24 protein-coding genes and 1 pseudogene are annotated in these 25407 nt (G+C 55.7%); 15 read left to right on the top strand and 10 right to left on the bottom strand.

Annotated features, from left to right (window positions below; all coding sequences use genetic code 11):
- Positions 1–9 precede the first annotated feature (9 nt).
- From RYC18_RS11720 to RYC18_RS11710, 3 genes are read left to right on the top strand one after another with little or no spacing between them, the layout of a single operon-like run.
- Entirely contained in the window at positions 10–801 is a 792-nt protein-coding gene (locus tag RYC18_RS11720; protein WP_005777341.1) for an ABC transporter ATP-binding protein, read from the top strand.
- Positions 798–1577, top strand: coding sequence for an IucA/IucC family C-terminal-domain containing protein (locus RYC18_RS11715; RefSeq protein WP_005777340.1), 780 nt, complete (start codon positions 798–800; stop codon positions 1575–1577). Before RYC18_RS11720 ends, RYC18_RS11715 begins: the two co-directional genes overlap by 4 nt.
- Positions 1568–2197 (top strand): RraA family protein, encoded by a 630-nt coding sequence (locus RYC18_RS11710; protein WP_057404303.1) that lies wholly within the window; start codon positions 1568–1570, stop codon positions 2195–2197. Before RYC18_RS11715 ends, RYC18_RS11710 begins: the two co-directional genes overlap by 10 nt.
- A 321-nt stretch (positions 2198–2518) precedes the next feature.
- Here RYC18_RS11710 and RYC18_RS11705 read toward each other — a convergent pair whose 3' ends face one another.
- The 5 genes from RYC18_RS11705 to RYC18_RS26480 are packed head-to-tail and all read right to left on the bottom strand — an operon-like array spanning position 2519 to position 5251.
- On the bottom strand, positions 2519–3079 hold the full coding sequence (locus RYC18_RS11705) for a hypothetical protein (RefSeq protein WP_225231429.1): 561 nt from the start codon (positions 3077–3079) through the stop codon (positions 2519–2521).
- A complete protein-coding gene (locus RYC18_RS11700) occupies positions 3076–4092 on the bottom strand; it encodes a DUF6402 family protein (RefSeq protein ID WP_057404305.1) in 1017 nt (338 codons plus the stop codon). The genes RYC18_RS11705 and RYC18_RS11700 overlap by 4 nt, the downstream gene beginning before the upstream one ends.
- A gap of 1 nt (position 4093) precedes the next feature.
- Positions 4094–4648, bottom strand: coding sequence for a PAAR domain-containing protein (locus tag RYC18_RS11695; protein ID WP_057404306.1), 555 nt, complete (start codon positions 4646–4648; stop codon positions 4094–4096).
- Positions 4645–5058 (bottom strand): PAAR domain-containing protein, encoded by a 414-nt coding sequence (locus RYC18_RS11690; protein WP_081023466.1) that lies wholly within the window; start codon positions 5056–5058, stop codon positions 4645–4647. The genes RYC18_RS11695 and RYC18_RS11690 overlap by 4 nt, the downstream gene beginning before the upstream one ends.
- Positions 5018–5251 carry an XRE family transcriptional regulator gene (locus RYC18_RS26480; protein ID WP_404940704.1) on the bottom strand — a complete coding sequence of 78 codons (234 nt, stop codon included), beginning with the start codon at positions 5249–5251 and terminating at the stop codon, positions 5018–5020. The genes RYC18_RS11690 and RYC18_RS26480 overlap by 41 nt, the downstream gene beginning before the upstream one ends.
- A 1515-nt stretch (positions 5252–6766) precedes the next feature.
- On the opposite strand from RYC18_RS26480, the pseudogene RYC18_RS26475 reads away from it, so the two are divergent.
- The 3 genes and pseudogenes from RYC18_RS26475 to RYC18_RS11680 form a co-directional block, all read left to right on the top strand.
- Positions 6767–7543: pseudogene (locus RYC18_RS26475) on the top strand (PAS domain-containing protein); the annotation flags it as partial.
- Positions 7544–7573: 30 nt separating this feature from the next.
- Positions 7574–8083, top strand: coding sequence for a methyl-accepting chemotaxis protein (locus tag RYC18_RS26470; protein ID WP_223216237.1), 510 nt, complete (start codon positions 7574–7576; stop codon positions 8081–8083).
- 154 nt (positions 8084–8237) lie between these two features.
- A complete protein-coding gene (locus RYC18_RS11680) occupies positions 8238–9839 on the top strand; it encodes a putative bifunctional diguanylate cyclase/phosphodiesterase (RefSeq protein WP_044292722.1) in 1602 nt (533 codons plus the stop codon).
- A gap of 45 nt (positions 9840–9884) precedes the next feature.
- On the opposite strand, the gene RYC18_RS11675 is transcribed toward RYC18_RS11680, so the two are convergent.
- A complete protein-coding gene (locus tag RYC18_RS11675; RefSeq protein ID WP_316886099.1) occupies positions 9885–11003 on the bottom strand; it encodes a metallophosphoesterase in 1119 nt (372 codons plus the stop codon).
- 357 nt (positions 11004–11360) lie between these two features.
- Here RYC18_RS11675 and RYC18_RS11670 point away from each other — a divergent pair, with 357 nt between their 5' ends.
- The 4 genes from RYC18_RS11670 to RYC18_RS11655 are packed head-to-tail and all read left to right on the top strand — an operon-like array spanning position 11361 to position 15387.
- Entirely contained in the window at positions 11361–12353 is a 993-nt protein-coding gene (locus tag RYC18_RS11670) for a TRAP transporter substrate-binding protein (protein ID WP_039847398.1), read from the top strand.
- 4 nt (positions 12354–12357) lie between these two features.
- The gene (locus RYC18_RS11665; RefSeq protein ID WP_005777328.1) at positions 12358–12852 is read left to right on the top strand and encodes a TRAP transporter small permease; all 495 of its coding nucleotides are present in this window, start codon (positions 12358–12360) and stop codon (positions 12850–12852) included.
- Positions 12849–14135 (top strand): TRAP transporter large permease, encoded by a 1287-nt coding sequence (locus tag RYC18_RS11660; RefSeq protein WP_004665402.1) that lies wholly within the window; start codon positions 12849–12851, stop codon positions 14133–14135. Before RYC18_RS11665 ends, RYC18_RS11660 begins: the two co-directional genes overlap by 4 nt.
- Positions 14136–14160: 25 nt before the next feature.
- Complete coding sequence (locus RYC18_RS11655) at positions 14161–15387, top strand: aminotransferase class III-fold pyridoxal phosphate-dependent enzyme (protein ID WP_005777325.1); 1227 nt, start codon at positions 14161–14163, stop codon at positions 15385–15387.
- Here the strand turns inward: RYC18_RS11655 and RYC18_RS11650 are convergent.
- The 3 genes from RYC18_RS11650 to RYC18_RS11640 form a co-directional block, all read right to left on the bottom strand.
- Positions 15360–16253 carry a LysR substrate-binding domain-containing protein gene (locus RYC18_RS11650; RefSeq protein ID WP_016980510.1) on the bottom strand — a complete coding sequence of 298 codons (894 nt, stop codon included), beginning with the start codon at positions 16251–16253 and terminating at the stop codon, positions 15360–15362. The two genes, RYC18_RS11655 and RYC18_RS11650, sit on opposite strands and share 28 nt — an antisense overlap.
- A gap of 79 nt (positions 16254–16332) precedes the next feature.
- Positions 16333–17406 (bottom strand): NAD-dependent epimerase/dehydratase family protein, encoded by a 1074-nt coding sequence (locus RYC18_RS11645; RefSeq protein ID WP_016980511.1) that lies wholly within the window; start codon positions 17404–17406, stop codon positions 16333–16335.
- 148 nt (positions 17407–17554) lie between these two features.
- Positions 17555–18622: an AraC family transcriptional regulator gene (locus RYC18_RS11640; RefSeq protein WP_057404308.1), complete on the bottom strand. Its 1068-nt coding sequence runs from the start codon at positions 18620–18622 to the stop codon at positions 17555–17557.
- Positions 18623–18886: 264 nt separating this feature from the next.
- On the opposite strand from RYC18_RS11640, the gene RYC18_RS11635 reads away from it, so the two are divergent.
- The 5 genes from RYC18_RS11635 to RYC18_RS11615 all read left to right on the top strand — a co-directional run bounded on the left by RYC18_RS11635 (position 18887) and on the right by RYC18_RS11615 (position 24901).
- A complete protein-coding gene (locus tag RYC18_RS11635) occupies positions 18887–20257 on the top strand; it encodes a flavin-containing monooxygenase (protein WP_316886144.1) in 1371 nt (456 codons plus the stop codon).
- Positions 20254–21102, top strand: coding sequence for an SDR family oxidoreductase (locus tag RYC18_RS11630; RefSeq protein ID WP_044292815.1), 849 nt, complete (start codon positions 20254–20256; stop codon positions 21100–21102). The genes RYC18_RS11635 and RYC18_RS11630 overlap by 4 nt, the downstream gene beginning before the upstream one ends.
- 80 nt (positions 21103–21182) lie before the next feature.
- Positions 21183–22091: a zinc-dependent alcohol dehydrogenase family protein gene (locus RYC18_RS11625; RefSeq protein WP_057404309.1), complete on the top strand. Its 909-nt coding sequence runs from the start codon at positions 21183–21185 to the stop codon at positions 22089–22091.
- 708 nt (positions 22092–22799) lie between these two features.
- Positions 22800–23537 carry an NUDIX hydrolase gene (locus tag RYC18_RS11620; protein WP_316886088.1) on the top strand — a complete coding sequence of 246 codons (738 nt, stop codon included), beginning with the start codon at positions 22800–22802 and terminating at the stop codon, positions 23535–23537.
- Between the two features lie 185 nt (positions 23538–23722).
- Positions 23723–24901, top strand: coding sequence for a DUF2252 domain-containing protein (locus RYC18_RS11615; RefSeq protein WP_057404310.1), 1179 nt, complete (start codon positions 23723–23725; stop codon positions 24899–24901).
- Positions 24902–24942: 41 nt separating this feature from the next.
- Here RYC18_RS11615 and tspO read toward each other — a convergent pair whose 3' ends face one another.
- Positions 24943–25383 carry a tryptophan-rich sensory protein TspO gene (tspO, locus tag RYC18_RS11610; protein WP_005777309.1) on the bottom strand — a complete coding sequence of 147 codons (441 nt, stop codon included), beginning with the start codon at positions 25381–25383 and terminating at the stop codon, positions 24943–24945.
- Positions 25384–25407 lie beyond the last annotated feature (24 nt).

Genomic DNA, 25407 nt, shown 5'->3' with positions numbered 1-25407 from the left:
GAATTACGGATGGCGTCAATCGCAACCCACGACCTGACCCTGAGTTACCAACGGCAGGTGATCATCGACAGTCTTGATCTGCAGTTACCCGCAGGCCAGGTAAGCGTGCTGATCGGCAGTAACGGTTGCGGCAAAAGCACCTTGCTCAAATCCCTGGCGCGTCTGCTCAAGCCGCAGCAGGGCACTGTGGTGCTCAACGGTGCCGATATCCACCAGAAATCCACTGCTACGGTCGCGCGCGAACTGGCGATTCTGCCGCAAATGCCAAGCGCCCCGGAAGGCATAAGCGTACGTCAGCTGGTGGCACTGGGCCGTTATCCCTATCAGAACTGGATGCAGCAGTGGTCCGTTCAGGATGAAGCCATGGTCGAACGGGCGCTGGCGCAGACCGGTATGCAGGAACTGGCCGAGCGGCCCGTTGATGCGCTGTCAGGCGGCCAGCGTCAACGCGCGTGGATCGCCATGACGCTGGCCCAGGATACCGACATCGTACTGCTGGATGAGCCGACGACCTTTCTCGATCTGGCTCATCAGATCGAAGTGCTGGACTTGTTACGCGACCTCAATCGCCAGGAAGGCAAGACCATCGTCATGGTCCTGCATGATCTGAACCTGGCTTGCCGTTATGCCGATCACATGGTCGCCGTCCACGAGCGCACCGCCTTTGCCCAAGGACGTCCGGCCGACATCCTCAGTGAAGCACTGGTCAAGCAGGTCTTCGGCCTTAATTGCCGGATCATCGCCGACCCGTTCTTTGGTACGCCGCTGTGCATTCCCTTTGGCCGGGAACTGCCGCAATGAGCCTGGCACAGGCTTTCAGCGAGCCTGAATGGGCGCTGCTGTCCGGGGCGCTGCGCCTCAAACACGCAGTTGACCGCGATACCCGCTCGTTGCCAGCCCGTGCATTGCTGGACGACGAGGTGTGCGAACAATTGCTTGCAGCATTGGGGCCGGTCATCGGCTCTCCGACGCAGGCGATCACCGCGTCGCTGCTGGCCAAGCGCTTTTCCTTCCTGAGCACCGGTGCCTGCCTGTACGCCATGTCGGTCTACGACAAGGGCTTGATCCTGTCGCTGGACAATAGCGTGATTGAATACGCACACGAGGAGGGCCTGTGGACCTCTTCAATGCCCTTGGACGACGTAACACCTGTGGGTTATGAGCCGGGCACTCGCGAGGCGTGGCGGGAGGTAATTGTCGGCACCTTGTTCCGCGACCTGCTGCAGCCTCTGTGGGAAACCTTCAACCGCATCACTGGCATCTCCCGGCGCATCCTCTGGGAAAACACCGCCGTACGCGTTTATTCGCTGTACGACAAACGCATGGAGAAAGTTGAAGACCCGGCGATTCGACAGCGCTATGAAGCCGATTTCGACTGGCTGCTGAATCAGGCCGACCCGGCACTTTTCGGCCTGAGCTACAACCCGTTGAAACACTTCCGGCGCCCACCGGTTTTGCTCGAAGCCGAAGGCAAAAGCATCCGTTTTCGGCGCACCTGCTGCTTCTATTACGACGCCAGCAACCCCGTCGAGTATTGCTCGACCTGCCCGTTATTGAGGCCAAAAAAATGTCGATGAACAAGCACATTGCACACCGTCAGCAACAACTCAGTGACGCCGTGATAGAGCAATACCGGGGCATTGCCGCCTCCACCATCGGCCACCTGACTGACAGTGGTTATCTGCCAGGGATCAGACCGCTGTTCGACGGCGCGCGACTGGTCGGCAACGTGGTTACAGTCAAAGTACAGCTGCCCGACGGCAGCATCCTGCGCGATGCATTGCTTAACAGCCTGCCTGGCGACGTGCTGGTCATTGAATGCGTCGGCGACGATCATTGCGCCTGCTGGGGCGAGCTGCGCACCCTGGCCGCGCTCATCAAAGGCCTGGCCGGCGTAGTCATATCAGGTGCGGTTACCGACGTCGCCGCCTTACGCGAACATCGTCTGCCGGTATTCAGCCGAGGTATCAGTGCGGTGACCACGCGAAGTCTGGGGGAACGTGGTGAACTCAATGGGCCGATCAATATCGGTGGGGTTGTTGTTAATCCGGGAGACATTGCCATTGGCGATGACGACGGAGTGTTCATTCTGAATGCGCAGCAGGCGAACGAACTGTTACCCGAGTTGCTTGGCAAGGAGAGTGCGGACAGAAAAAGAAGGGCAGAGTTTCTGAGGCGGTTGAATGAAGGTTTGTAGGAAATTGTGAGAATTTAAACTGACTGGCACGATTGTCGCGGCCTATCAGGCGCAAGTGGCGTTTCAGCTCTGGTGGCTGGGCACCTAAAGTAGCGACGGAATGTTTAGCGCTGCTCCTGCGTCAGAAACAAACTGGCATTGATCAGAGTAGTTCTGTGTAGAGCCGGGCCGGAGCGACCATCGGGTGTGCCCCGATTCCTATGTATCGCGGAACCCCTGATGCCAACTCCTCCTTGGCACCAGTTCGGCAAGGGGTGCCAAGCAATTCAATGACCGGGAAACGTAAAAAATCGCGCGCTAAGGATTGTCTGCGTCCTTTCCCTAGTCACCAAATTGTTGTGTAGTCGGATGGGCCGTTCGGTCAATTCGTAGAGGGAGCGGCTTGTTGAGCGTTGCAACAGCAAGCAATAGAACACATGCCCACACAACGACCACTGAGCGTGCAACTGCCTTTATAACGAATTTACCAACGGGGGAAATTTTTTCCTTTTTCTTATCGTAGAAAAGTAGTGAGGCGAGGATGGCCAGGCATATCGCAGCCAGCCAAGCATTTTGGCTTGTGTCATAAAAACACAGGTCGTTCTCACCACATCTATGGACTATGAAGCCCCATATTGATGACAATGAAGACCAACCGAAACCAATCGTCGCCATTATTATTTTCCCCTTGGCATCTCCAACGAAGCATATGATCATACCTGCGAGGCCAAATACCCATAAAAGGAAAAAAAGTCCATCGCCTAAGCCGCTTGTTGCGCCATCAGAAACTGATAATTTTACGAAATTAACCGAGCCAATGGCTGTTGTTACCAGCGCAGAAAACATTAATATTCCACAAAACAAATCCCAGCGTATTAGGGAGGCGCTAAGTCTCTTATTCATGAAAGTTTTGCTACCTGTTGAGATGTTATGTTATAGCGCAGCGGGCGCTTCAGCCGTATCGTTTTTAGATCAGAAAAAATGAGCATGTCACCGCCTTTGCTGTGTTTTTTTCGATACTCATTAAAGCTCCAATTGCCGACTGGTAACTTCATATCTGGTGGGTCGCCGGAAGGTTGATAGTCACTTGGATTGAGCGTACCCATTTTTTCTTCAAGAATGTAATTGAAAACGACTTCAACACCATCTTTATTCCAGTGACCGAGATACTGACCCCCAATAAAATCATAGGTATCTCGCGCGTAGAATGCAATGTGAGTGATTTCAATTTGATACGTTTTTACAATAAGCTTGCACGCGCTTCCTGTATCGACTATTTGCGTACCTGGTGTAACAGTGCCGGCTGCAGATAGATACAAGCCGAAACTAGCTAATGCACCGAATAAATCATCAAGGCCGCTTAAAAAAACTTTGCCACGATCTATCTGAGTTGTGTCAATCTTGAATAATCTAAATTGCCAGTGCTCATGCTGCCAAATAGATGGGTTTGACAAATCTCCGAAAACTTCGACTCTGGTTGTAAATAATCCTGCTCGCTTTATCCGCCTTGCAAGCTGAACCCTTGCTTCTGGAATGTCAAAGCCATATGTGCCAAACAAGCTAGACGATAGGGCTGATTGATAAACAGCTTTTGCTCTTTCAAAGCTCAAAACCCAATCAAGTTTTACTGTTGTTGTATCCACCAAGGCAGATGGATATTTGCTTGGCGGGGTTCTACCAAGCTTTTCATCGAGTGTCATTTCGCGGGCGCTGAACGAAAACCATTTACGCATTAGTGCAGCAGAAACCCTCCAGCCAAGAGAGTCCATGTAGCCAGGCACGTCCGAAAGTTTTGGAACCTCTACGGGTATGACTTTACCTTGCTTGTTCTCTTTAAGTGACGTGGTGGATTTTCCTGTTGCAACGGGTGCTGCGTTATGTGGACGCGGCCTCTCTATTACTGTAGCATCGGCCATATCAATCTGCCTGCATTTTTGAGGCTGGGGCAACCTCAATTGTTAATGGACGGCGTTTGTCAGAAGTTATGTATTGAGTTCGCCCTTCATTATCTGTATGACCTTCGATGGTTTCGCCTGTATCGAGTGTAATACGATAAATACGATTGCGCGCAGGCGTGCCGCTCTTACCGTCAATAATAATAAAATACTCATCATAGGCTTGATCGTGCTCCTGTGCTGGCGGGTAAATACCTTTCCATCCGCCATCCTCGTCAGGCGCAAATGCTGGGTGAATTTCCTCGCCTCTATCATTATCAACGCCGTCAACATCGTTGAGCGTGGACTGCAGCGGACAGCCTTGAGTTGTCATCATTCCATGAAGCACTTGGGCGCGGCCATTGGTTAGCATGGAGCGTATAAACCCCTGGGCAATCACGCAGTTTTTAGGGCAGGCCATGCGAGCGCCTTGGAAAGCGTAGGCACGGCCATAGCTGATGCATGTCCGATCGCCTTCAGCCACCGCGCTGCCGCAAGTAGCTTTGTCGCCTTCACGAATCCATCCGATAATCTTCATGCTAGGCCCTCAAACGGTGCCAGGTAGCCCGGTTGCAGCAGGCCAGGGATACTAGCATCGTCGGCGTACTTCCGAATTTGTGCAGAGCTTTGCAAGCTGCTGGTGATGGTGTCGCCGTTCGCTGTGGCGCTGCCCACGATTGCCATCGACTTGCCCTTGTAAGCAAGCGCTGCCCCCGCACCCGAGACGATCTTGCTTTGGGTACCGTCCGGATAGCGCACCACATCGCCCACACAGGCGACACGATGGCCACTAATCTCTATCCCCATGGTGGCCGTGACAACCTTGCCGCCATGCTTGGTTTCTGCGCCCAATGTAGCAAGGTCATACGTGCCCTTGATAGGCCGTGCGGCCACTTCTGCACTGAACTCAGCGACCAGTCGCTGGGCATCTTCTTCGGTGAGTTCCATTGCTGCTCCCGTTCTGTGATTGTGAGTGAACTTCAAGCGCGGCTTCGATATTGACGAGAATGTCGAGCGAGAAGCGCTCCAAATTGCCCCGCAGTAGATCGCCGATGCGTAGCCGAGCCTGCTCGCCGAACCGCGCGGCCTCCGGCTGTTTCCAGTCGTTGCTTGTGAGCAGCGACCTGATCTTGTCGATCAAGGCCTTGAGGACTTGAAAAGGGGGGCGTATCCAACGTGCACTTGCCAGTGATGCGCTGATGGTTATTTTTAGGCTAATTATGCCGATATTGCCATTTGAATGAAATCCGCAATTGAGAATAAGTCCACTGAAGGTCAATGTCTGTCAGACCTATCTGAAAATTTATATCGCTGTGGCGCCGGAAGCGATTTGGATCGTTTGCGTGGCCTTTGAGTGGAGGAATAATAGTTCAAAAAACTTCGTATTTCCACTATGACGCTGCGCTGAGTGGAGCGGATAGGCCATAAGTGGATTTTTACTCTGCTGCCCCAAACCTCATACTCAAAGTCCGTAGAAAATTAAACGACTTCTAGCGCTTAACAACACCTGGCAGGACGTTTTTAAAAATACATATAAGTCACCGACATCAGCAAGCCTGAAAATAACACCCAGTCGATATACATACAGTCGTATCTCGTATAAACAACGGCGACATTACCCTTTTCGCTGGCCCGACGTAACCGTTGAGAATAAAAATGATTCAAAGTTTAAATGCTATCATCAAGACCGCTAAGCAATGACTGCAGTAGTCAAATAATCGAGGGATTGGAAATGAGTTGAGAAGGACGATAGGCGGAATACGCCAAAATGGAGAGGCTGGAGCAAGCCGTTTATGAGTGGATGTATACAACAATCAAATCGATGTGCTGCTCTCGGTTCATAAAATATGCGGAGAGAACGTAGTGATTGCCACCGTAGCAGACAGGTCATGTCGAAGGCTTGTCGGTCCTGAGCGTTGCTTTCGGGTCAAGCGCGCAGTAAACTCAATGTAAAGATTATAGACCCATCGAAGGCGATGAAGAGTTTCACTCAAAACATGGTGGTCAAGGAAACGCCAGTTCAGCGGGTCGAGTCGCCTTCGCCGCATCGCATCTAGGCGCCCGCACCAATGTCAAACAAGGATTAGTCAGGAATCCCTGCCTCTCGTCTGGACACTCGGTCGAGCAGGCAAGCTTTCTTGAGCAGTTCTGACAGGCCTTCACGAACCAGCGCACTCGTAAAGGTGAAGCTGGGGGCCAAATGCCATTTTGCCTTGAAACTGAGCGATCGCTTTCAAGGCTCGCCAGCTCGGATTTCTTGTAGACTGCAGCATCATCAAACGTAACATCGTAAGCTTGTAAGATCTCGTGCCCTCACTTGTCCGCATAGGTGAAAATGCTTTCTAACGTGCCGACCAATCGAAGTTGCTGATCAAGAGGCCCAGTTAGCGCTCTGCATGATAGCAGGCCGTCACAGCAGGCCTTTTGTTCAGCTATTGTTCAGTTTGGCAGCTCATTTATAGCTTTTTTCATCGCAATCTTATAACTGCTCGCCATGCAGTGAAACTCCTACGCACGAGTAAATCGGCAGCTTGGATCCTAAGTTAAACTTTATAAGTTATATTCGCCCTAACGGCGTTTACTTGACGAGCGCGCTAAAGATTTCGCTTCTACGACCGATGAAGGTGGCAAGCCCAAACTGTCCCGGATAGCCACAATGTTTAACTCTCAGTTGAAAAAAACCAATAAGGCATTGGAGCGCCGCCTCGCCATGCTTGAACAAGCAGGGCAAATTCTGAATCTGGAGACAGTTGCCGCCGTTCTGGACGGGGCGGGCAAAGTGCAGTCAGTCAATGCCTTGTTCGAGACAGAACTGAGCTATGCACAAGCCGAGATTGCCGGGCGCAGTCTCTCTGAGTTGAGCCCGCCAGAGCTGAGCGCTGATGTTCACCAGAAGCGTGCTCTGGCTGCTATTCGGGATGGCAAACATTTCAGCGGCACGTTGCGCCTGGTCAGCAAAACAGGGGCCAGGGTGTGGCTGAGAACTGTGGTCGTCCCCTTTAAAAACGAAACCGGCGGTGTGGAGCAGATCACGCTGTACTCAAGCGTTTTGACACGCACCATCGAAGCCTCTCGCGAGAACGAAGCCCTCGTGAACGCACTGCAACGGTCAACCGCCGTTATCGACTTCACCCTTGATGGAGTAGTCATCGCAGCCAATGACAACTTTCTGAAAGCAATGGGCTACGAGTTCCATCAGATCAAGGGAAAACATCACAAGATTTTTTGTTTGCCTGAAGAGTCCGCCTCGGACGCCTACACGTTGTTTTGGGAAAGGTTGCGCCAGGGTGAATTTATCGTTGACCGTTTCCGGCGCGTCGACAAGTCCGGTCGTGATGTATGGCTGGAAGCGTCCTATAACCCGATTACCGACGCCAATGGCAAGCTCTATAAGATCGCCAAGTTTGCAACGGTCATTACTGAACAGGTTGAACGTGAGAAAGCTGTCGCTGAAGCGTCGGAGATGGCCTATCAAACATCTATCGATACCGACGGCAGTGCCCAGCAAGGCCGAAAAGTCATCAAGGACACCTTGCAGATGCTGGGCCAGCTGACGATTTCGATGGAAGAGGCCACGCGGGGCATCGAGGCACTGGACTCTCAAAGTCAGGTCATTGGAACGATCATAAAAACCATCAGTGGAATCGCCGAGCAGACCAATTTGCTCGCACTGAACGCAGCTATTGAAGCCGCGAGGGCGGGCGAACAGGGCAGGGGGTTCGCGGTGGTGGCCGATGAGGTACGTCAGTTGGCCTCCCGCACGACCAAAGCGGCAGAAGAAATCGTAAACGTCGTGAAGACCAATCAGAGCCTTGCTTCAGATGCCGTGGGCGTGATTGTGCGCAGTACCGAGCAGGCTTCCGAGGCGCTGGTGCTGGCTAACGATGCAGATCGTGTCATCCAGGAAATCCAGCAAGGCGCCAACACAGTAGTTCGAGCCGTCAGTCGGTTTGTCGATCAGCGCTCGAGTTAGTTGCAAACGGCGGAACACTACCGAGCCCGGTAGTGTTCCCGGTCATCATCCTGGCAAGGGTCAATAGGGCGTAGCGAATGCCGACTAGTGTGAAGTCTGGCGACCGCTGAACTGCCTGCAGTCGTACACCTGTCGTCATTTGAGCGTAGCGTTCATGTCATTCATTCGCAGTCCGCACATGGTTCGTAAATACCTTTACACCCTGTTGTGGTTTTATCTGTTTTCTATTTTTTTGGTGGCCATCGCGTGGGAATTCAAGCTTGAGTCCTTCGCCATGTACGCCATGAACTTACCGTATGATCAAGACTTCGAAGATGCCGAGCGCTGGCGTTTTGTATTAACGTCGACCGGGTTTGCATTGCTGTCGATGGTCGTACCGTTCATTCTTTTGAAGCGCCTGATGCAACGCTTGCAAGACAGCTACAACGACTTGCTGAAGTCGCAGGCGCTCAGCGACTCTCTGGCCCGCCACGATCCCTTGTCTGGCCTGCTCAATCGGCGCGTGTTTCACGAGCAGCTGGTTACGCGCCTGGAGCAGCCATCTTCGCAAACCGCCGTTTTCCTGATAGATCTGGATAAATTCAAGCTGATCAACGACTCCCACGGCCATGCGGTGGGAGACGCGGCGATTTGCGCCGTTGCGGAAAGTCTGCGAGAGGCGACTGCCGGCTGGCAGGCTTCAGTGGCTCGACTGGGCGGGGACGAGTTCGGTCTGGCGGTCAGTGGTGACTTCACTCAGGTTGAACTGGCAACGCTGGCTGAAAGTGTGTTGGCTAAAATCGCAGCGTCCAGCGCGGATTTGCCGCGTTTAGCGCTGAGTGCGACCCTGGGCATTGCAATTTCGCCTTTGGACGGTTCGGATGCCGACATCCTGCTACAGCATGCCGACAGCGCCATGTACAGAGGCAAGAACGGCGGCCGCGCCACGTTTAACTTCTATGAAGTCAGTTTCGAGCGCGAACAACGCCAGCAGGAGCTGTTCGCGCAGGAATTGAGGCAGGCTATTGAGCACAGCCAAATCCAGCCGTTCTATCAGCCTATTGTCAATCTTCCGGAGCAACGCCTCGCGGGCTTCGAACTATTGGCGCGATGGCTGCACCCCGAGCGTGGAACTATCATGCCGCTTGACTTCATACCCGTGGCAGAACAGTTGGGGCTAATCAAGCAACTCACTGAAAGTCTCCTGCTTCAGGCCTTCGATCAGGCGCGTGACTGGCCCAGCGACTTTACGCTGTCCATAAACGTCACTTCATTGATGATCGAAAGTGTCGATTTTCCCGACTGGTTGGCCCACGTGGCCAGTGAAGGTCAATTTCCACTGAGTCGGCTGGAAGTGGAAGTGACGGAAAATGCCCTTGTGGCCAATATCGACAGTGCACGCCTGAACCTGGAGCGTTTGCGCGCTATGGGTGTGAGCGTAGCGCTGGACGATTTCGGTACGGGCTATTCGGGTCTTTACCACCTGACCAAACTGGCCATCGACAAAATCAAGATCGACCGGTCTTTCTTTGACACCTCACTGGACAACCAAAATGAGATGGTCAAAGCCATCCTCGCTCTGGGAAAAAGCCTGCGCATGAAAATCACCGCCGAGGGAGTGGAGCACGAGGAACTTGCAGACTGGTTAGCCTCCCACGAGTGCGATTTCGCTCAGGGTTACTTGTTCGGACGGCCCTTGCCTTTGGCCCAGGTGACAGCGCTGCTGGCAATGGCCGAGCCCGAAGTGCCGATAAGGGCGCGCGCCAGTGCCGGGTAGCACGAACGTCGGGCGCACAGGATGTGGCGCGCCACTAATGGCAAGCTACGGTGCCCGCCGAAGCGTAATCCGGGTCAACTCCGAAGGCTGGCCAAGACGAATGGCAAATCCGGGCCAGAGTGCGGTGCCGTTGTTGACGTACAGCTGCATCCCGCCGACATCATAAAGCCCCGACATAAATCCTCCGTTGGCCAGGGCCAGCAGGCGGTGAAGACCGAAGATCATTCCGCCATGGGTATGGCCGGAAAGTTGTAAAGTTACCCCTTTAGCCGCGGTTTCTCGCGCGTTTCTCGGTTGATGGTCGAGCAGGATGATCGGTGTGTCTTTTGCGATGCCTGCTATGGCTTTTTCAACGTCTGGCGCGGGGAAGCCGGTTTTTGGTGCGGTCACATCGGTGACGCCAGCCAGAGCGATCCGTGCGCCGTCGCGCTCGATCAGAGTGTGGCTGTTGGCGAGTGGCACCATCCCCAGCGAGACAAAGTGCTGCATCCACGTCTGGTTATCGAAAAAGTATTCATGATTCCCGGGTATGACATACACGCCGTCAGGCGCCCGTAAATCGCGCAACGCTTCAACATCCTGCTTTCGGTTGTTGAGTGAGCCATCGATCAGGTCGCCGGTGATGACGATCAGATTCACTCCCAGCGCATTCGACTGCTGCACCACCGCCTGCGTCCACGGTGCGTCAAACAGGCGACTGATGTGCATGTCGGTCAGTTGCAATACTTTGTAGCCCTCGAATTGCACAGGCAGGTTTTTGATCGCGATCTGGATGTCTTTCACAGGCGGCACGCGCACGGCCTGCTGGACGCCGATTGCCGCCAGTACCAAGGCTGCCACACCGATGACGTAGCGCAGATTTGCCGGAATGGTCAGTGTTTTCCGGCGCAGCAGCATCGTCAGCAACGTTGCGATATCGACGATGATTTGCAACACCGCAAGCAACAGGATCGCGCCAAACGCCCAATTGAACAGCATCACGACGGAGCGTGGAAATTCTGGCGAAAACACGCTCCCGGAGGAAAACCGGCAATACAGATGATATTGCGAGGCTAGAACAAGCAGCAGAGCAACGGCAATTCTGGTTGATAGCGCCCACGGCATTGGCCATAAGAACCTGGCGATAACGTACAGGCAGGGCAGGCTGAACATAACGTGAAACATCAAAGCGCTCCTTTAGTCATCCGCCGATAGTAACGGCTCGCCTCTCGAGGCGTCGACCGGTGGGCTCCGAATACTCACTTGATTCATAAGCGGATGAAGCAACACCCGATACTGGAAACGTGGTTGGTGCCTCTTTCGGCTGCGGGCCCGGCCTTGCTCGCGATCCTCCCTTCATGGAGCGGGTTTTAAGTACCTGGAGCGTTGACTGAGAATGCCGGAATGGCAGGAAATGGCATCCATAAATAAACGTATGGATGCATTAAGCATCCTAATCGCAAAAAGCCATCTCTTAATTGACGCTAAGGTCGGCACTCATGGTTAATGGCTGCAACGCTATTCAACGTAGAGTTCGCCGCCATGCTCAAATTCTCATCTCGTTTAAACGCTGTTTTCGGAGCCCTGACCGGGTTGGCTTTGCTGATCGGCGCAAACGCCGCGATGGCGGACCAGACGTTACGTTTAGCCCACGCCTCCAGCTCCAGCAGCCTTATCAATCAGGCGATGACGCGATTCGCCGCCCAGGTCAGTGCGCAAACCAACGGTGAGTTGAAAGTGCAGCTCTACCCGGACGGCCAACTGGGTGATGAAGCGCCTATTGTCGATTCGGTCGGCGCAGGAGCCATCGACATTGGCCTGGGCGGCTCGACCGACGGCATCGATCCGCGCCTGAATGCGCTGTCGCTGCCATTTCTGTTCGAAGATTCGGTCGCCGTACATGCCTACCTCGATAGCGAAGCTGGCAAGAAATTCCTCAGCATGGGCCAGGATCATGGCTTCGTCATGCTCTCGGCGCTGGACTCTGGCTTTCGTCAGTTCGCCAACAGCAAACACCCGATACTTCAGCCCGCGGACCTAAGCGGCCTAAAAATACGTACGCCGCCCAACCCCGTGATCCTGGCAACCATCAAGCAACTGGGCGGGCTGGGACAGTCGATTCCGTTCGGCGAGGTGTATACCTCGCTGCAATCGGGTGTAGTCGACGGTGTGGAGCCCGAGCTGCGCGATTTTTACGACCAGAAATGGTACGAGGTCGCCAAATATGTCTCGCTCTCGAACTACGTGTGGTCGGCTAACTTCTGGTTCATCAACAAGGACAAGTACGAAAGCCTGAGCACAACTGAACGGGCAGCTCTCGATAAGGCGGTGGTAGACACCACAGCCTGGTATCGCTCGCAGCTGGAAGCGGTGTACAGCAAGATTCAGCAGGAAATGCAGGGCAAGGGCGTGAAGTTCAATGACGTCAACCCGCGTCCATTCCGCGAGCTGAGCAACCCGGTGTATGCCCAGTTCGGCAAGGTCTGGGGCGAAGACTTCGTCAGCCAGCTGCGACACGACGCGCAAGGCGAGTGACGCCATGTCTATCAGCCCGCATCCTGACCAACCACCCAGCAGCCTGGCTGAACGCTGCCTTGCTGTATTCGGCTCGCTGATGTTCGCCGTGACCTTTCTGTCCATTCTGGCAGGCGTTTTCTCGCGTTACCTGAATCTGCATGGCTTCGAATGGTCGTTCGAGATCGCCACGATCGGGTTTATCTGGGTGACATTTATTGGCGCCGTGATCGCTGAAGTCAGGCACGAAAACGTGCGATTCCAGGGCCTGGTGGGCATGCTGCCAAGGTCTTTGCAAAAGGCCCTGGATGCCTTTGCCAGTGTGGCCCTGCTGGGTATCAGCGCCTGGCTGCTGAGCAGCGGTGTTGCGTTCATTTCACGCACCGGCTGGATGCCAACCCCAGTGCTGCGCTGGCCCGCCGGGCTGAGTTCACTGGCGTTGATCAGCGCCGCCGCGATGCTTGCGCTACTGGCTGTGGTTCGTCTGACACGCCTGATTCGCAACGGAGTACGCCCATGACCGTGCTGATCCTTTTTCTGGCGTTTTTCTGTTTGCTGATGGCTGGCCTGCCAGTTGTCTGGGCGATGGCCGGTGGCAGTATCGCGGCCCTGCTGTGGGGTGATCTGCACATGCCGCTGGCCTGGATTGCCCAGCAAACGCTGCGCGGTGCCGACTCGTCGACCCTGGCCTCGATACCGTTGTTTCTGCTGGCCGGAGAGCTGATGAACCGTGGCGGTCTGACGCTGCGCATCATGCGTGTTGCAGAGCACTGCTTCGGGCGTTTGCGCGGCGGACTGGGGCTGGTGAATGTCGCCACTGCGTTCGTCTATGGCGGTCTGACCGGATCAGCCACCGCCGATACTGGCACCGTTGCCAAGGTCATGATTCCGGTGATGGAGGCGCGTGGCTACCCACGTGCCTTCGCCGCTGCTGTTACAGCAGCCTCTGGAACGCTGGGCATTATCGTACCGCCGAGCGTCATCCTGATCATGTTCGGCGTGTTGACCAACACGTCTATCGGTGGTCTGTTCATGGCCGGCGTTATCCCTGGCCTGATGCTCGCCGCAGTCTTCATGATGACCGCTTACATAGTCGGGGTTCGCGAGGGCTTTCCAAAAGCTGAAGGCAAGATGGACTGGGGCCTGTTCCTACGGGACACCGGTGGCGCGCTGCCTGCGTTGCTGATGCCGTTCATGGTGCTCGGGTCGATAGTTACCGGCTTTGCCACGGCCACTGAAGCGGCGTCGCTGTCAGTACTCTATGCGCTGTTCGTCGGCACCATTGTCTATCGACAACTGGGCTGGCGCGATCTATTCCCGGCCGTGACCGAAGCGGTGACCACCACCGGCTCGGTAATGATCATCATGGCTGTGGCCATGCCGTTTGGCTGGATCCTGACCTTCGAACTGGTGCCCCATACAGTGGCCACCTGGATTGTCGGCCTGCATACCGGCCCGCTGGTCACCATATTGCTGGTGATTCTGGTACTCAAAGTGGTCGGTTTCTGGCTGGACCTTGGCCCGGCAATGATCATTCTGGCGCCGATTCTGGTCCCCGTGGCCAAGGCTGCGGGCTTCGAGCCCTATCAGATCGGCCTTATCTTCACCATGACTCTGGGTTGGGGACTTTTCACTCCGCCTATCGGCACCAACATCTTTGTGGTGTGCAACGTAGGACGTATTGATATCGGTGCCGTATCACGACGATTGATACCGTTCTGGATCGCCACCGCGTTTGCCATCGCCTTGCTCGTGTTTTTCCCGAATCTGACCCAATGGTTGCCCCGCGTCATGGGCTATTGATACCTCCCATTTCCTGAGAATAAAGATGAAACATTTGATCGGTGGAATTTCCAGCGGCGGCCGCGCTTTGCCCGAAATCGACGGCCAGGCTTTCAATGTCGCACGCTCCAATGGGCCATGGCTGTGGGACAGCAAGGGTGTGCGCTACGTGGATACCGCAATGGGTTTTGGTGCAACCATGCTGGGCCATGCTCAGATGGAGGTCATGGCAGCGGCCAGTGCAGCAATGCTCAACGGCCCGATGCCTTCCTTTGCCCACGGGGACGAGGAGGCCGCTGCTGCCGCATTGGCGACATTCACCGGCGATCTCAGCCAGGTGATCTTCCTCAACACCGGCAGCGAAGCCGTGCACCTGGCCTGCCGCACCGCGCGCGTGGCAACGGGTCGCCAGCGCATTGTAAAGTTCGCTGCCGGCTATGACGGCTGGTACGACTCGGTAGCCTTTGGCAATGCGGGGCAGGCCTCGGCCTTGATGAGCGGCACAACCCGGCCTGAACGTGATGGCATGCTGCTGTTGCGCTACAACGATTTTGAGGATGCCGAACAACTGTTTCGCGATTACAGCGACATCGCAGCCCTGGTGGTGGAACCCGTGTTGGCCAACGCAGGCTGCATCGAGCCTGCGCCGGGCTATTTAAAGCACCTCAGCGATCTGGCTCACCGCAATGGCGCACTGGTTATCCTGGATGAAGTGTTGATGGGGTTGCGCCTGTGTCCAGGGCTGACCGGCACGATGCTGGGTGCCGAGCCTGATCTTGCCACGGTCGGCAAGGCGATCGGCAGTGGTATTCCGGTCGCCGCTCTGGTTGGCAAACCCGAATACATGCGTCTTTTCGAGCAGGGAAAAATCGTACGCGCCGGCACCTACAGTGGAGCGCCGCCAGCGTGCGCTGCAGTACTGGCGACCCTCAAGCAACTGGCGACCGCCAACTATGCCGCACTGCTGACACGCGGTGACCAGCTGCGCGCCCAACTGGTCGCAGCCTTTGCCAGCAAAGGCATGGCCGTGAGCAGTACGGGTTACGGGTCAGTGTTCACGTTATGGCCCTCGGCGACGCCACCCAGAACCTACGCCGATGCGGCGCATGTGGCTGACAGCGCGTGGACACTCGCGCTGCACAAAGCGCTACGCCGTGAACGGGTCATGAGCATGCCGTTTGCCTTTGGCCGAACCTATCTGACCTTTGCGCATCAGGAAAAAGCGCTGCAAGCGGTGCTTGAAGGTTACAAGGCTGCCATCGCTTCGCTTTGAGACTCGCTTTCAGAACGGCTTTTGGCCTGAAAGCAATCACGGACGAAATGCGCCAGGCGGCGGGTATTCAACAGGGCATGTTCAGGCACCAGCAGCTCCAGTTCGATGCTTGGCAGCCGGGGCAACTGCTCGGATTTCAGGATGCGCCAGCCAGATGGAACAACTGAAGCGGGCAATACCGTCACCGAGGTGCCCAGTCGAACCGAATGCATGACGCCCGGCAGATGAGATGAAGAACTGACCACCCGCCAAGGCGTGCCCAATAGATCCAGCGCCTCAATGATCTGCGGACGCGCCCGGCAGCTTTCGGTAAATAACGACAACGGTAAAACTTTCTGTTGCTCGGGAAAATGCCCCGGCGCTGCGCACCACAACATCGGTTCGCACCTAAGTAACTCACCCTGCACCTTGGTGCCGGAGCGGGTGATGATCGCCAGGTCGATGCTACCTTCGGTAATCATGGACTCGAGGCGAGAAGAAAAATCACAGATGATTTCTACCTGCAGATGCGGATGGCGCAGGGTGAATGCCTGCATGAGCTCGCAGCCCAGCGACTCAAGATAGTCATCCGGCATGCCTATACGAACGCGAGTGGCTTCCTGCCCGCAATCGAGCGCGGCAAGCGCCTCGTCTTCGAGCATCTGGATACGCCTGGCGTAGCCGATCAGCCGTTCACCATGCTCCGTCAGCGTAACGCCACGGCGAGACCGCTCCAACAGCTTGCGCCCGACCCGGGATTCCAGCCGGCCCAGCATCAAGCTGACAGCTGCCTGGGTCTTGCCGATACGCTCACCGGCAGTGGTGAACCCGCCGCAATCGATGACAGCAACAAAAGCAGCAAGGCAATCGGTATCGAGATGGCGCATGGGGAGACCTCGGGTGAAACCTGATAGGCGAGGTCTATGCACGTTCCATTCCGTTACGGGAAATGAAGCAACTTGAATGTCACGACCGAAGCTTCTCATTCGCCTGGCTGTTGAGCTGACGCTGCATATCCCAGCAACGGTAATGATCTGTCAGCGTTTCCGTGATGGATCGATATTTGATGCCCAGATCATTCAGGCTGCGCTGGTTATCCACCACGAAGCGAATGCCGAGGTGCTTGCTCAGATAATCCTGAGTGAGCCCGAAGAAGGGACCAATCAACCTGACAATAGCGTCGGGAATGCGGTAACGCGGCAATAACCAGGGGCGTCGATGCAAACGGCGCACAATGCCAGCTATCTCCACGAAAGAAATCATATGTTGTTCAGCAAGGATATAGCGCCCCTGAGCGTCAACCTTGTTCGCTGCGATGATATGAGCTGCCGCTACATCCCTGACGTCCACGGTAGTCAGACTCAGGTCGGGCATGCCATAGAAGAAGTAACCGCGGAACATCTCATCCAGAAGAAACAGGCTTCCGGAGTCCGAGGCCGGCGTAAGAGAAGGGCCGAGGATCATGCCCGGATTGATAGTGACCAGGCTCCAGCGAGTCTGCTTCTCGCAGATCCGCCATGCTTCTTTTTCGGCCTCGACCTTGGCGTAGTGATAGGGGTTGGTTTCAAGCGTGCTGCTGGTATTGAAATAGTCTTCGGTAAGGGTCTTGTTCTTCATGTGCAAAACGTCAATGTAATCGCCAAAGATTGCCCCGACGGTGGAGGTCGGGACGACACGAAGGACGCTGGGCGTTTTATCGACACTGCTCAGAACGTTCCGGGTGCCCAGCAGTGCAGGCTCAAGCATTTCCCGGCGGCCGTCCTTTATTTTTTCAGGCAGCAGAAAGGGCGACGCCACATGATGGACGACCGTGCAGTCGTGCATGGACGCATCAAACGCGCCGTCTACAAGAAGATCTGCTTCGAACAGGTAAAGTTTGCCTGGATGTTGCTTTTGCAACGTCAGCAGAGGAAGCACTTTTGCCCTGTTGGTGAGGTTGCGCACGGTGGTATTGACGACATTGCCGCTGGCAAGCAGTTGCTGAATCAAGTGGCAGGCCACAAAACCGCCACCCCCGGTAACAAGCACTCGTTCTGTCATCACGGCCCATCTCTTGTTTGATTATTTATGGAGAGCAGAGAGCTACGATAAACAACCGGTCACAGAACGATCAGGGGTTGAGCGGACACAAAAGGGGGCGGCAGCGGACGTTTGATGATCACGTATGTTCTTGCGAGTACGCAAAAACTCAGGAGGTTGACAGGCCCTGGATGTCTTTTCGAAATTGTTGAATTTCGTATCTGGCTTCGCGGGGTGTTACCCCGGTCCAGCGTTTGAACGCCCGACGGAAATCACGAATATCGCTGAAGCCGGTTTCAGTCGCCACGTCGATCAATTTCGTTTCACGGTGACTCAGGAGTGACAATGCTCGGGCCCTGCGTAGCGAGTCGATGACGCCCTGATAGGACTGTCCCGCCTCGTCAAGACGACGCCTTAAGGTGCGTTCGCCGATATTGAGCTGTTGCGCAAGGTCATTGAGTGACGGCGGAGCGCAGAGACGCTTGCGTATTTCCCGTTGAACGGTTTCGACAAGATCTGACGTGCCTTTATCTTCCCAGTTTGCACTGTCCAGCAACTCTGCCACTTCTGCAGCCACGAAGTCATCGCGCGTCAACAATGGAATGTCCAGCCACCGGGCATCGAATTCGATCAGATTGTGAGCACCGGCAAACACCACCGGGCAGCGGAATATTTCGCTGTATCGTTGCCGGTGCGCAGGCTCTGGATATTCAAGCTCGATGCGGCTGGGGAGCATGTCATGATGCCCAGTCAGATGCCGCGCAATGGCCATCGCGCTGGCGAATGCCTCTTCCAGATAAAAACTGATCACGTCAGGGTCAAAGAACTGCGGCACCATGTAGGTCAGGCAGCGACCTTCATGAAGCTCCATTCGATGGCGGAGCAGGGCACCGGCATGCTTCTGGTAACGGATGGCCAGGTCCAGCGCCTCACCCAGCGTGGGACTGGCCTGCATACCCAGCCCGACAATGCCCCATGACACTGCTGTCTGGCGCTCGCCGACCGACAGACCCAAGCCGTCATCACCCAGCACCGTGATTGTTCGGCGTACCAGCAGGTTGCTTTGCCGATGCGACAGAAGATAGCCGGGCTTTTTCAGGTCATCAGGGGCAAAACCCAGGCCACGGCATAGCCACTCGGCATCGACGCCACGTTCGGTCGCGTACTGCAGGAGCATGCGCGATACCTGCGGCGGAGCCGAGGCTTCAGAGAACAGTGGGTCAGCAATGAGCTTCATGTTGATCCGGACCTTTTACAGACAGGTTTTATTGTTTTATCGAATCACAGCATGCCTGAAAAAACAGCCGAAACACCCCTCGAATCGTTAAATTAATCATTGATCCGACCCGCCAGCCGAACAAGTCCGTTACCACCCCCTTTTACGTCCATTGGCCCCCTGCATGCTCCGCGCCTCCTTGGCTAACTTAGGGTTCTCGCTGTTGAACCCGAGGAATACAAAGTGAGCCACGAGAACAACAAGATCCACGATTGCGCCGACGCGGTGTGCATTATCGGAAGCGGCCCTGGCGGGCTGTGTATGGCGAGGGCGCTCAAGCGTCAGGGCCTCGATTACGAGCAGTTCGAGCGACACGGCGAAGTGGGAGGCGTATGGGATATCAATAACCCCGGAACCCCGATGTACCAATCGGCGCACTTTATCTCCTCTCGCGATCAGTCAGGGTTTATCGACTATCCCATGCCCGCGCACTTTCCCGATTACCCGAGCAATCGACAGATTTTCGAGTACGTTCGCTCTTTTGCGATGGCGTTCGATCTGTACGACAGGATCCGTTTCAACACCGCAGTCAAAGACGTTGAAAAAGAACAGGATGGACGCTGGCTAGTCACGCTGGCCAGCGGTGAACGACGCCGCTATCGCGCGGTAGTGTGTGCCACCGGCTGTAACTGGGACCCTAACATGCCTGAAGTGAAAGGTCAGTTTGAGGGCACCGTTCGGCACTCGGTAACGTACAAGAACGCCGACGAATTCAAGGGCAAGCGGGTGATGGTCATCGGTGCGGGTAACTCCGGCGCCGATATTGCCTGCGATGCGGCCAAATATGCAGATAAAGCCTTTATCAGCATGCGTCGCGGCTACCACCTCATTCCCAAGCACCTGTTCGGGATGCCGGTTGATGAGTTCGGTGAAAAGGGACCGCAACTGCCGATGTGGCTGGCGCGCCCGGTTTTCCAGACCATTTTACGGGTCATAAATGGTGATACCCGGCGCTTTGGCTTGCCCAGGCCGGACCACAAGCTCTTTGAGAGCCACCCGTTGCTCAATACCCAGTTGCTGCACTACCTGCAGCGCGGCGATATTCAGGTAAAGCCGGACGTGTCCCACTACGAGGGTCAGCACGTGGTGTTCAAAGACGGCACGCGTGAGCCACTCGATCTGGTGCTGTATGCCACCGGGTATAAATGGAGCTGCCCCTATGCCGCGAAGTATTTCGAGTGGCAGGGCGGTCGGCCCCGGTTGTACCTGTCTATTTTCAGCCGTGAGCATCACAACTTGTTCGGCATCGGGTACGTCGAGACGAACTCGAGCGCCTATAAGCTGTTTGATAGCGAGGCGCATGCTGTCGCTTGTTACTTGCGTGACCAATTGCATCAGAAAACCCAGGCCAGTCATTTCGATCAGTTGATTGCTACGGACGACCCGGATCTTTCCGGGGGAATCAAGTTCGTCAAATCCCAACGCCACGAGGTGTACCTGGAGGCGCATGCGCTCAAGAAATACCTGCGCAAGCTGTTTCACAGCCAAGGCTGGCCTGCGGTCGAAGAGGGTTATTACAAAAGCCTGCGTAAAGGCACTGGCTATATTCCTGCGCCACTGCAACAGAAGGTCGCCATTCAGGAGACGTGCTTATGAAAACGGTGGTCCTGATTACCGGCGCGGCCGGCGGCATTGGCCAGGCGATCTGCGCCCAGCTGATCCGCAGGGGCATGCAACTGATACTGGCAGACATCGACGAAAAGCAGCTGCGCGTGTTGGCGGAAAGCCTCGGCGAAGATGCTTTTCCCTATGTAGTTGATCTGACCGACCAGGAAAGCCTGGCAGGCTTGATGACCTACATAGAGTCAGAGTTTGGCCGACTTGACGTGTTGATCAACAATGCAGCCATTGCAGTAGTCGAAGCGTTTGATACACGCTCGGTGGAAAGCATCAGTCGAGAGCTCAACATCAATCTCGTCGCACCGCTGATCCTGACTCGTCTGGCCATTCCATTGCTCAAGCGCTCGAACGACGCCCGGATCATATCCACTGTTTCATTGGGGGGCGTATTTCCCACGCCCGAATCACCGATCTACTGCGCCAGCAAGTTCGGCCTGCGCGGCGCAATGCTCTCGATCGGTATGGATCTGGCCGAGAAGGGCATCAAGGTCGGCTCCATCCTGCCAACCGCGACAGACACCCAAATGCTGCGCAAGGAAGCGATCGAAGGCGGCAACGCTTTACAGTTCATTGCACCGCCACAATCGCCGGACGACGTCGCACGTCAGGTGTTACTCATGCTCGACAAACCGTGCCTGGAACGGACACCGAAACCGAGCGAATCCTTGGCATCCAGTCTGGCTATGCTGTTCCCCAACCTGTTGCCACGCACCACCCGGTTGCTGCAAAAGCGCGGTGAGAAAGGCATGAAGAAGTACATCGAGTCGCTCGGCGAGCGCGGTCTGGCGCATCGGGTGGAGGGGATTTGGCGTTTGAAATAGCAGCCGTCTGCGCTGCGGACAACACAGAGCGTTTCAGGGCTAAGGGCTTGCGGACATCGTTCGTCCAGGGGCGATGACAGTTGATCGAGCCAGACGGACCGGGGCAAGCCATTGTGGCGCCTCGTCTGGTGAGTCTCATCAGTCGTGATGTTCAGATCCTTCATGGCGTTTACGGTGCCCGACAGGAGCCGGAGCGCGTTCCGGTTTCCGAAGGTGTGGGCGAGGTCATCGCTGTAGGCGAGGGCGTCAGCCAGGTCAAAGTGGGTGACCGGGTTATCTGCGGTCACTTCCCGGACTGGCTGGAAGGCCCATTCAGAATCGATGTGTTTGCCCATGACGTCGGCGTAACCCACGACGGCTGGCTGGCGGACAAAGATGTTGCCGCGCTCGCATCTGCGGGCCTGACAGCCTGGAACGCGCTGATGGAGGTGTGCAAAGTCAAACCGGGCGAGCTGGTCCTTTGTCTCGGAACCGGCGGGGTGGCGCTGGCCGCTTTGAAGCTTGCGAGGCTCCACGGCGCGCGCGTGGCAATTACCTCGTCAAGTGACGAAAAACTGGACATCGCCCGCCAGCTGGGCGCGGACATTACCATCAATTACCGAACACACCCTGACTGGGCTGCGCAAGTCATGGCGCTCACCAATAACACCGGTGCGGACGTCATCCTAGAAACCGGAGGCCAGGACACCCTGGGGCAATCAATCGCTGCCGCTGCCGTCAACGGACGTATCGCGGTCATTGGTGTGACCCCGGGGAAGCACTCTCCGATTCCCGATTACCTGTCCCTCATCCTGAAAAATGTAACCATCAGGGGCATTGCCAATGGTAGCCGCGCGATGTTTGTCGACCTCATACGCGCAATCGAGGCAAATGGGATTGAAACCGTTGTTGCCAGGACGTTCAAATTCGCTGATGCACCCCAAGCCTATGCTTATTTTGCTGCGGCAAAGCATATAGGAAAGGTGTTGATCGAGTTTGAGCGCGACTGAGGGCAGGGCACAGGATCATCCGGAGAATGGCGAAAGGCTTACACGAGCTGGAGTGGATCCACTCTGTACGGCGCCACGGCGAAGGAGCAATCTACACCCATCAACTGCAAGCGCAGGAAGCGCTTCACAGGTCACGGATGATCACCATTGCCGGGATGGCTACCGACAGGATGTCGGAATGGTATTGATGGAAAAAACAACCCGCTTCGGCGGGTTTTTTTATGCGCGCAAGTAATGGGCGCGCCTGCAAACGTAATCGGCGCTGGCGGCAACGGTTTTACGGATGACGTGAAGGTGAAGGGCCTATGCAGACGCATACCCAAGCCCAAAGGCGTCAAAGGGTGTCGTATCGGGCGGGGGATCGCAAGGCGGCGCTGACCGTCGATTGGCGGTGGTCGTCATTGGCGTGGTATCGGCCTCGACCGTACTAAGCCTGCTGGTAGTGCCCGTTATTTTTACTTATATCGATGATGGCCACGAGACACTAAAAAAATGGTTTCGCAGACCTCGATAAAATAGTGTAATCCGCTATCGTCGCAGGCTCGGTGACTCGGGCTAACGCCTGATAATACCTGGCACGCCGACACGTTTTCCTACCTGGGTTCTACTTGGCAAACCCTGCGTAGCGGTGCCCGTTTTCACGAGCATTCGCAAAGCTGCTCCCGCCTCACTACAATCCCGGCAGACAAAGCAATCCAAAGGTGTACATTGGAATTCACACGGGACAAATTCAACGGGATCATTGTCGAACCAGCTTCACTGCCAAATGACCCGCAAGCGTTGCGTGACGCTGTCGACGCGCTGGTTACCCTCATCGAAAACGAGCGCCTGGCGCTGGCATGGGTCACGCTGCCTATAAGCAATGCCCAGAGCATTCCGATCTTCACGGCTGCCGGGTTCTCCTTCCATAGCTGTCTGACCGATCAACTGACCCTGGTGCGCTGCCCATTTGAGCAGGCATTCGTCCCGTTCATACCTACCCATACTGTAGGGGCGGGTGCCATCGTGATTAACGACGCAGGGGAACTCCTTGTCGTGAAGGAGCGAGGCACCCAAGGGTTCAAGCTGCCGGGAGGGCATGTAGACAACGCCGAACGAATTCAGGATTCGATCGAGCGTGAGGTGCTGGAGGAAACCGGGATCGAATCGAAGTGCGAATCCATCGTGGCGTTTACCACCAGACATCCCTACCAATTTGGCAAATCGAATATTCACTTCATCTGCCGAATGACGGCCCTGACGCAGCGTATCAACATCCTGGACACTGCCGAAATCGAAGACGCTAGATGGGTAGCATTGCCAGCCTACCTGGCAGACGACAGCAATAGCCTGTCCAACCGGCAATTGCTCAAAGATGTCGCGTTCAGCCGAGGTCTTGTCGCCACCGAGTACTCCGCCAACATCGGACCGCATAAAAAACAGGAGATTTTCACGACAACTGGCTGATCAACAGGCAACGCTGTCTTTAGGTGTATGGCAAAACATTCGGATTGAATGCGTTCTGGAATGTAGCGCGGGAGTCTGAGTAGGACTTGAGCACTGAATGCAGTGCTACTGATCAGATTTGAAATATCTTGAAACATTCCTGTCACATGACGAGTCAATGGAATAACCCTCTTCAAGGTTTTCCGATGAAAACGCCTCGTCCCGACACACGCCTCAAATCCCTCATCAACCTGCGCAACCTGAAAATGGCGCGGTCTGCGCACGCGTTCGTTCGAGGCAATACCGAGCAGTTCTATGAGTGGCTTCACAGTCAGTCGGGCAGGCGTCTGCCCAGCGGTCCGCCGGTCTGGATCTGCGGAGACTGCCATGCCGGCAATCTGGGGCCCACTGGGGATTCGAACGGCCGCATCGACATGCATATCCGCGACCTCGATCAAGCCGTCATCGGTAATCCGGCCCATGACCTGGTGAGGCTGGGGCTGTCGTTGGCGACAGCTGCTCGTGGCTCGGATCTACCCGGAGTGACCACGGCAAGAATGCTGGAAGAGATGATGCAGGGCTACGAAGAGGCTTTTATTGGCAACGACGATGAAGAGCCGGATCGTCCTGCGCAAGTGAAAGCGGGGATGCGTAGCGCGGTACAACGCACATGGAAGCATCTGGCAAAGGAGCGTTTCGAAGGTACGCAACCGACCATTCCGCTGGGCAAACATTTCTGGCAGCTGTCACGTGCGGAACGCGATGCAATCAAGGCGCTTTGTGAGACGCCGGAGATTCATGCGTTGGTGACATCGCTAAAAGGCAGGTCCCAGGATGACCGAGTGCGTTTACTCGACTCCGCCTACTGGGTAAAAGGCTGCAGCTCTCTGGGGCTGCTTCGCTACGCGGTGCTGATGGGTGTTGGCGATGAAGAAGATGAAGAGTTCTGCCTGCTCGACGTCAAGGAAGCCGTCGCCGCGGCGGCCCCACGTACTGCGAGGGCGCGCATGCCCAGAGACAATGGCAAACGGGTAGTGGAGGGCGCCCGGAACCTGTCGCCCGGTCTGGGTAGCCGAATGGTTGCCGTGCGAATGCTGGATCATTCGTTCTTCATTCGTGAGCTACTTCCTCAGGACATGAAGTTGGAACTTGATGAGCTCACTGAGCAGGAGGCCATGCAGGCCGCAGCGTATCTCGCCAAAGTTGTGGGTAAAGCCCACGCCAGACAGATGGATCTGGCCACACGTGCGGCGTGGATCAGGGACCTGCAAACCAATCGATCCGATACCCTGGACGCTCCCTCCTGGCTATGGTCGAGCGTCGTTCAACTGGTCGGTAGTCACGAGCAGGGCTACCTTGAGCATTGCCGCCTTTACGCGCTGTAGCGGTTTCGCCGCAGAGCCAGTAGACGGCAAAGCCGGGACGGTTATCTGTTGTGGCGCAGAATGGAAAAGTTCAGCGCCGCTGCCACCGAGAGCCACACCAGATAGGGAAACAAAATCAGCCCAGTAATGATGTCCAGCTGCAAGGCCATTACGATCATTGTGGCGACAACAATCCACAGCAAAGCAAGAATCACCATCGCAGCGACAATGCGGTTCGCACCAAAAAATACTGGTGTCCACAACGTGTTCAGTGCAATCTGAGCAGCCCACAGGGCAAGCACGATCTGGCTGCCGGGGAGCAGCGTCAGGCGATACCCTGCCCAGGCGAGGAGCAGGTAGATCACGGTCCACGCTACCGGAAATGCCCAGTTTGGCGGGGTGAAGCTCGGTTTCTGAAGGGATTCGTACCAGGCTCCTGGCTTGAAGATGATGCCGGTTGCTGCGGCGGCGCTGCAGGCTAGAAGGAAGATCAAAAAGGTCATGGCTTTTCCTGAGTTGAAACGCTG

Source organism: Pseudomonas syringae group sp. 247E2, from assembly GCF_032587795.1.
In the GTDB taxonomy this organism is placed as follows: Bacteria; Pseudomonadota; Gammaproteobacteria; order Pseudomonadales; family Pseudomonadaceae; genus Aquipseudomonas; species Aquipseudomonas amygdali.
The sequence above is the reverse complement of the archived record's forward strand: the minus strand, read 5'-3'. Positions and strand labels throughout refer to the sequence as shown.

What these genes read in the sequence shown, in the direction of transcription:
- RYC18_RS11720 (WP_005777341.1), top strand. Translation starts at nt 10, where the DNA reads ATGGCGTCAATCGCAACCCACGACCTGACCCTGAGTTACCAACGGCAG.
- RYC18_RS11715 (WP_005777340.1), top strand. Translation starts at nt 798, where the DNA reads ATGAGCCTGGCACAGGCTTTCAGCGAGCCTGAATGGGCGCTGCTGTCC.
- RYC18_RS11710 (WP_057404303.1), top strand. Translation starts at nt 1,568, where the DNA reads ATGTCGATGAACAAGCACATTGCACACCGTCAGCAACAACTCAGTGAC.
- RYC18_RS11705 (WP_225231429.1), bottom strand. Translation starts at nt 3,079, where the DNA reads ATGAATAAGAGACTTAGCGCCTCCCTAATACGCTGGGATTTGTTTTGT.
- RYC18_RS11700 (WP_057404305.1), bottom strand. Translation starts at nt 4,092, where the DNA reads ATGGCCGATGCTACAGTAATAGAGAGGCCGCGTCCACATAACGCAGCA.
- RYC18_RS11695 (WP_057404306.1), bottom strand. Translation starts at nt 4,648, where the DNA reads ATGAAGATTATCGGATGGATTCGTGAAGGCGACAAAGCTACTTGCGGC.
- RYC18_RS11690 (WP_081023466.1), bottom strand. Translation starts at nt 5,058, where the DNA reads ATGGAACTCACCGAAGAAGATGCCCAGCGACTGGTCGCTGAGTTCAGT.
- RYC18_RS26470 (WP_223216237.1), top strand. Translation starts at nt 7,574, where the DNA reads ATGGCCTATCAAACATCTATCGATACCGACGGCAGTGCCCAGCAAGGC.
- RYC18_RS11680 (WP_044292722.1), top strand. Translation starts at nt 8,238, where the DNA reads ATGTCATTCATTCGCAGTCCGCACATGGTTCGTAAATACCTTTACACC.
- RYC18_RS11675 (WP_316886099.1), bottom strand. Translation starts at nt 11,003, where the DNA reads ATGTTTCACGTTATGTTCAGCCTGCCCTGCCTGTACGTTATCGCCAGG.
- RYC18_RS11670 (WP_039847398.1), top strand. Translation starts at nt 11,361, where the DNA reads ATGCTCAAATTCTCATCTCGTTTAAACGCTGTTTTCGGAGCCCTGACC.
- RYC18_RS11665 (WP_005777328.1), top strand. Translation starts at nt 12,358, where the DNA reads ATGTCTATCAGCCCGCATCCTGACCAACCACCCAGCAGCCTGGCTGAA.
- RYC18_RS11660 (WP_004665402.1), top strand. Translation starts at nt 12,849, where the DNA reads ATGACCGTGCTGATCCTTTTTCTGGCGTTTTTCTGTTTGCTGATGGCT.
- RYC18_RS11655 (WP_005777325.1), top strand. Translation starts at nt 14,161, where the DNA reads ATGAAACATTTGATCGGTGGAATTTCCAGCGGCGGCCGCGCTTTGCCC.
- RYC18_RS11650 (WP_016980510.1), bottom strand. Translation starts at nt 16,253, where the DNA reads ATGCGCCATCTCGATACCGATTGCCTTGCTGCTTTTGTTGCTGTCATC.
- RYC18_RS11645 (WP_016980511.1), bottom strand. Translation starts at nt 17,406, where the DNA reads ATGACAGAACGAGTGCTTGTTACCGGGGGTGGCGGTTTTGTGGCCTGC.
- RYC18_RS11640 (WP_057404308.1), bottom strand. Translation starts at nt 18,622, where the DNA reads ATGAAGCTCATTGCTGACCCACTGTTCTCTGAAGCCTCGGCTCCGCCG.
- RYC18_RS11630 (WP_044292815.1), top strand. Translation starts at nt 20,254, where the DNA reads ATGAAAACGGTGGTCCTGATTACCGGCGCGGCCGGCGGCATTGGCCAG.
- RYC18_RS11615 (WP_057404310.1), top strand. Translation starts at nt 23,723, where the DNA reads ATGAAAACGCCTCGTCCCGACACACGCCTCAAATCCCTCATCAACCTG.
- tspO (WP_005777309.1), bottom strand. Translation starts at nt 25,383, where the DNA reads ATGACCTTTTTGATCTTCCTTCTAGCCTGCAGCGCCGCCGCAGCAACC.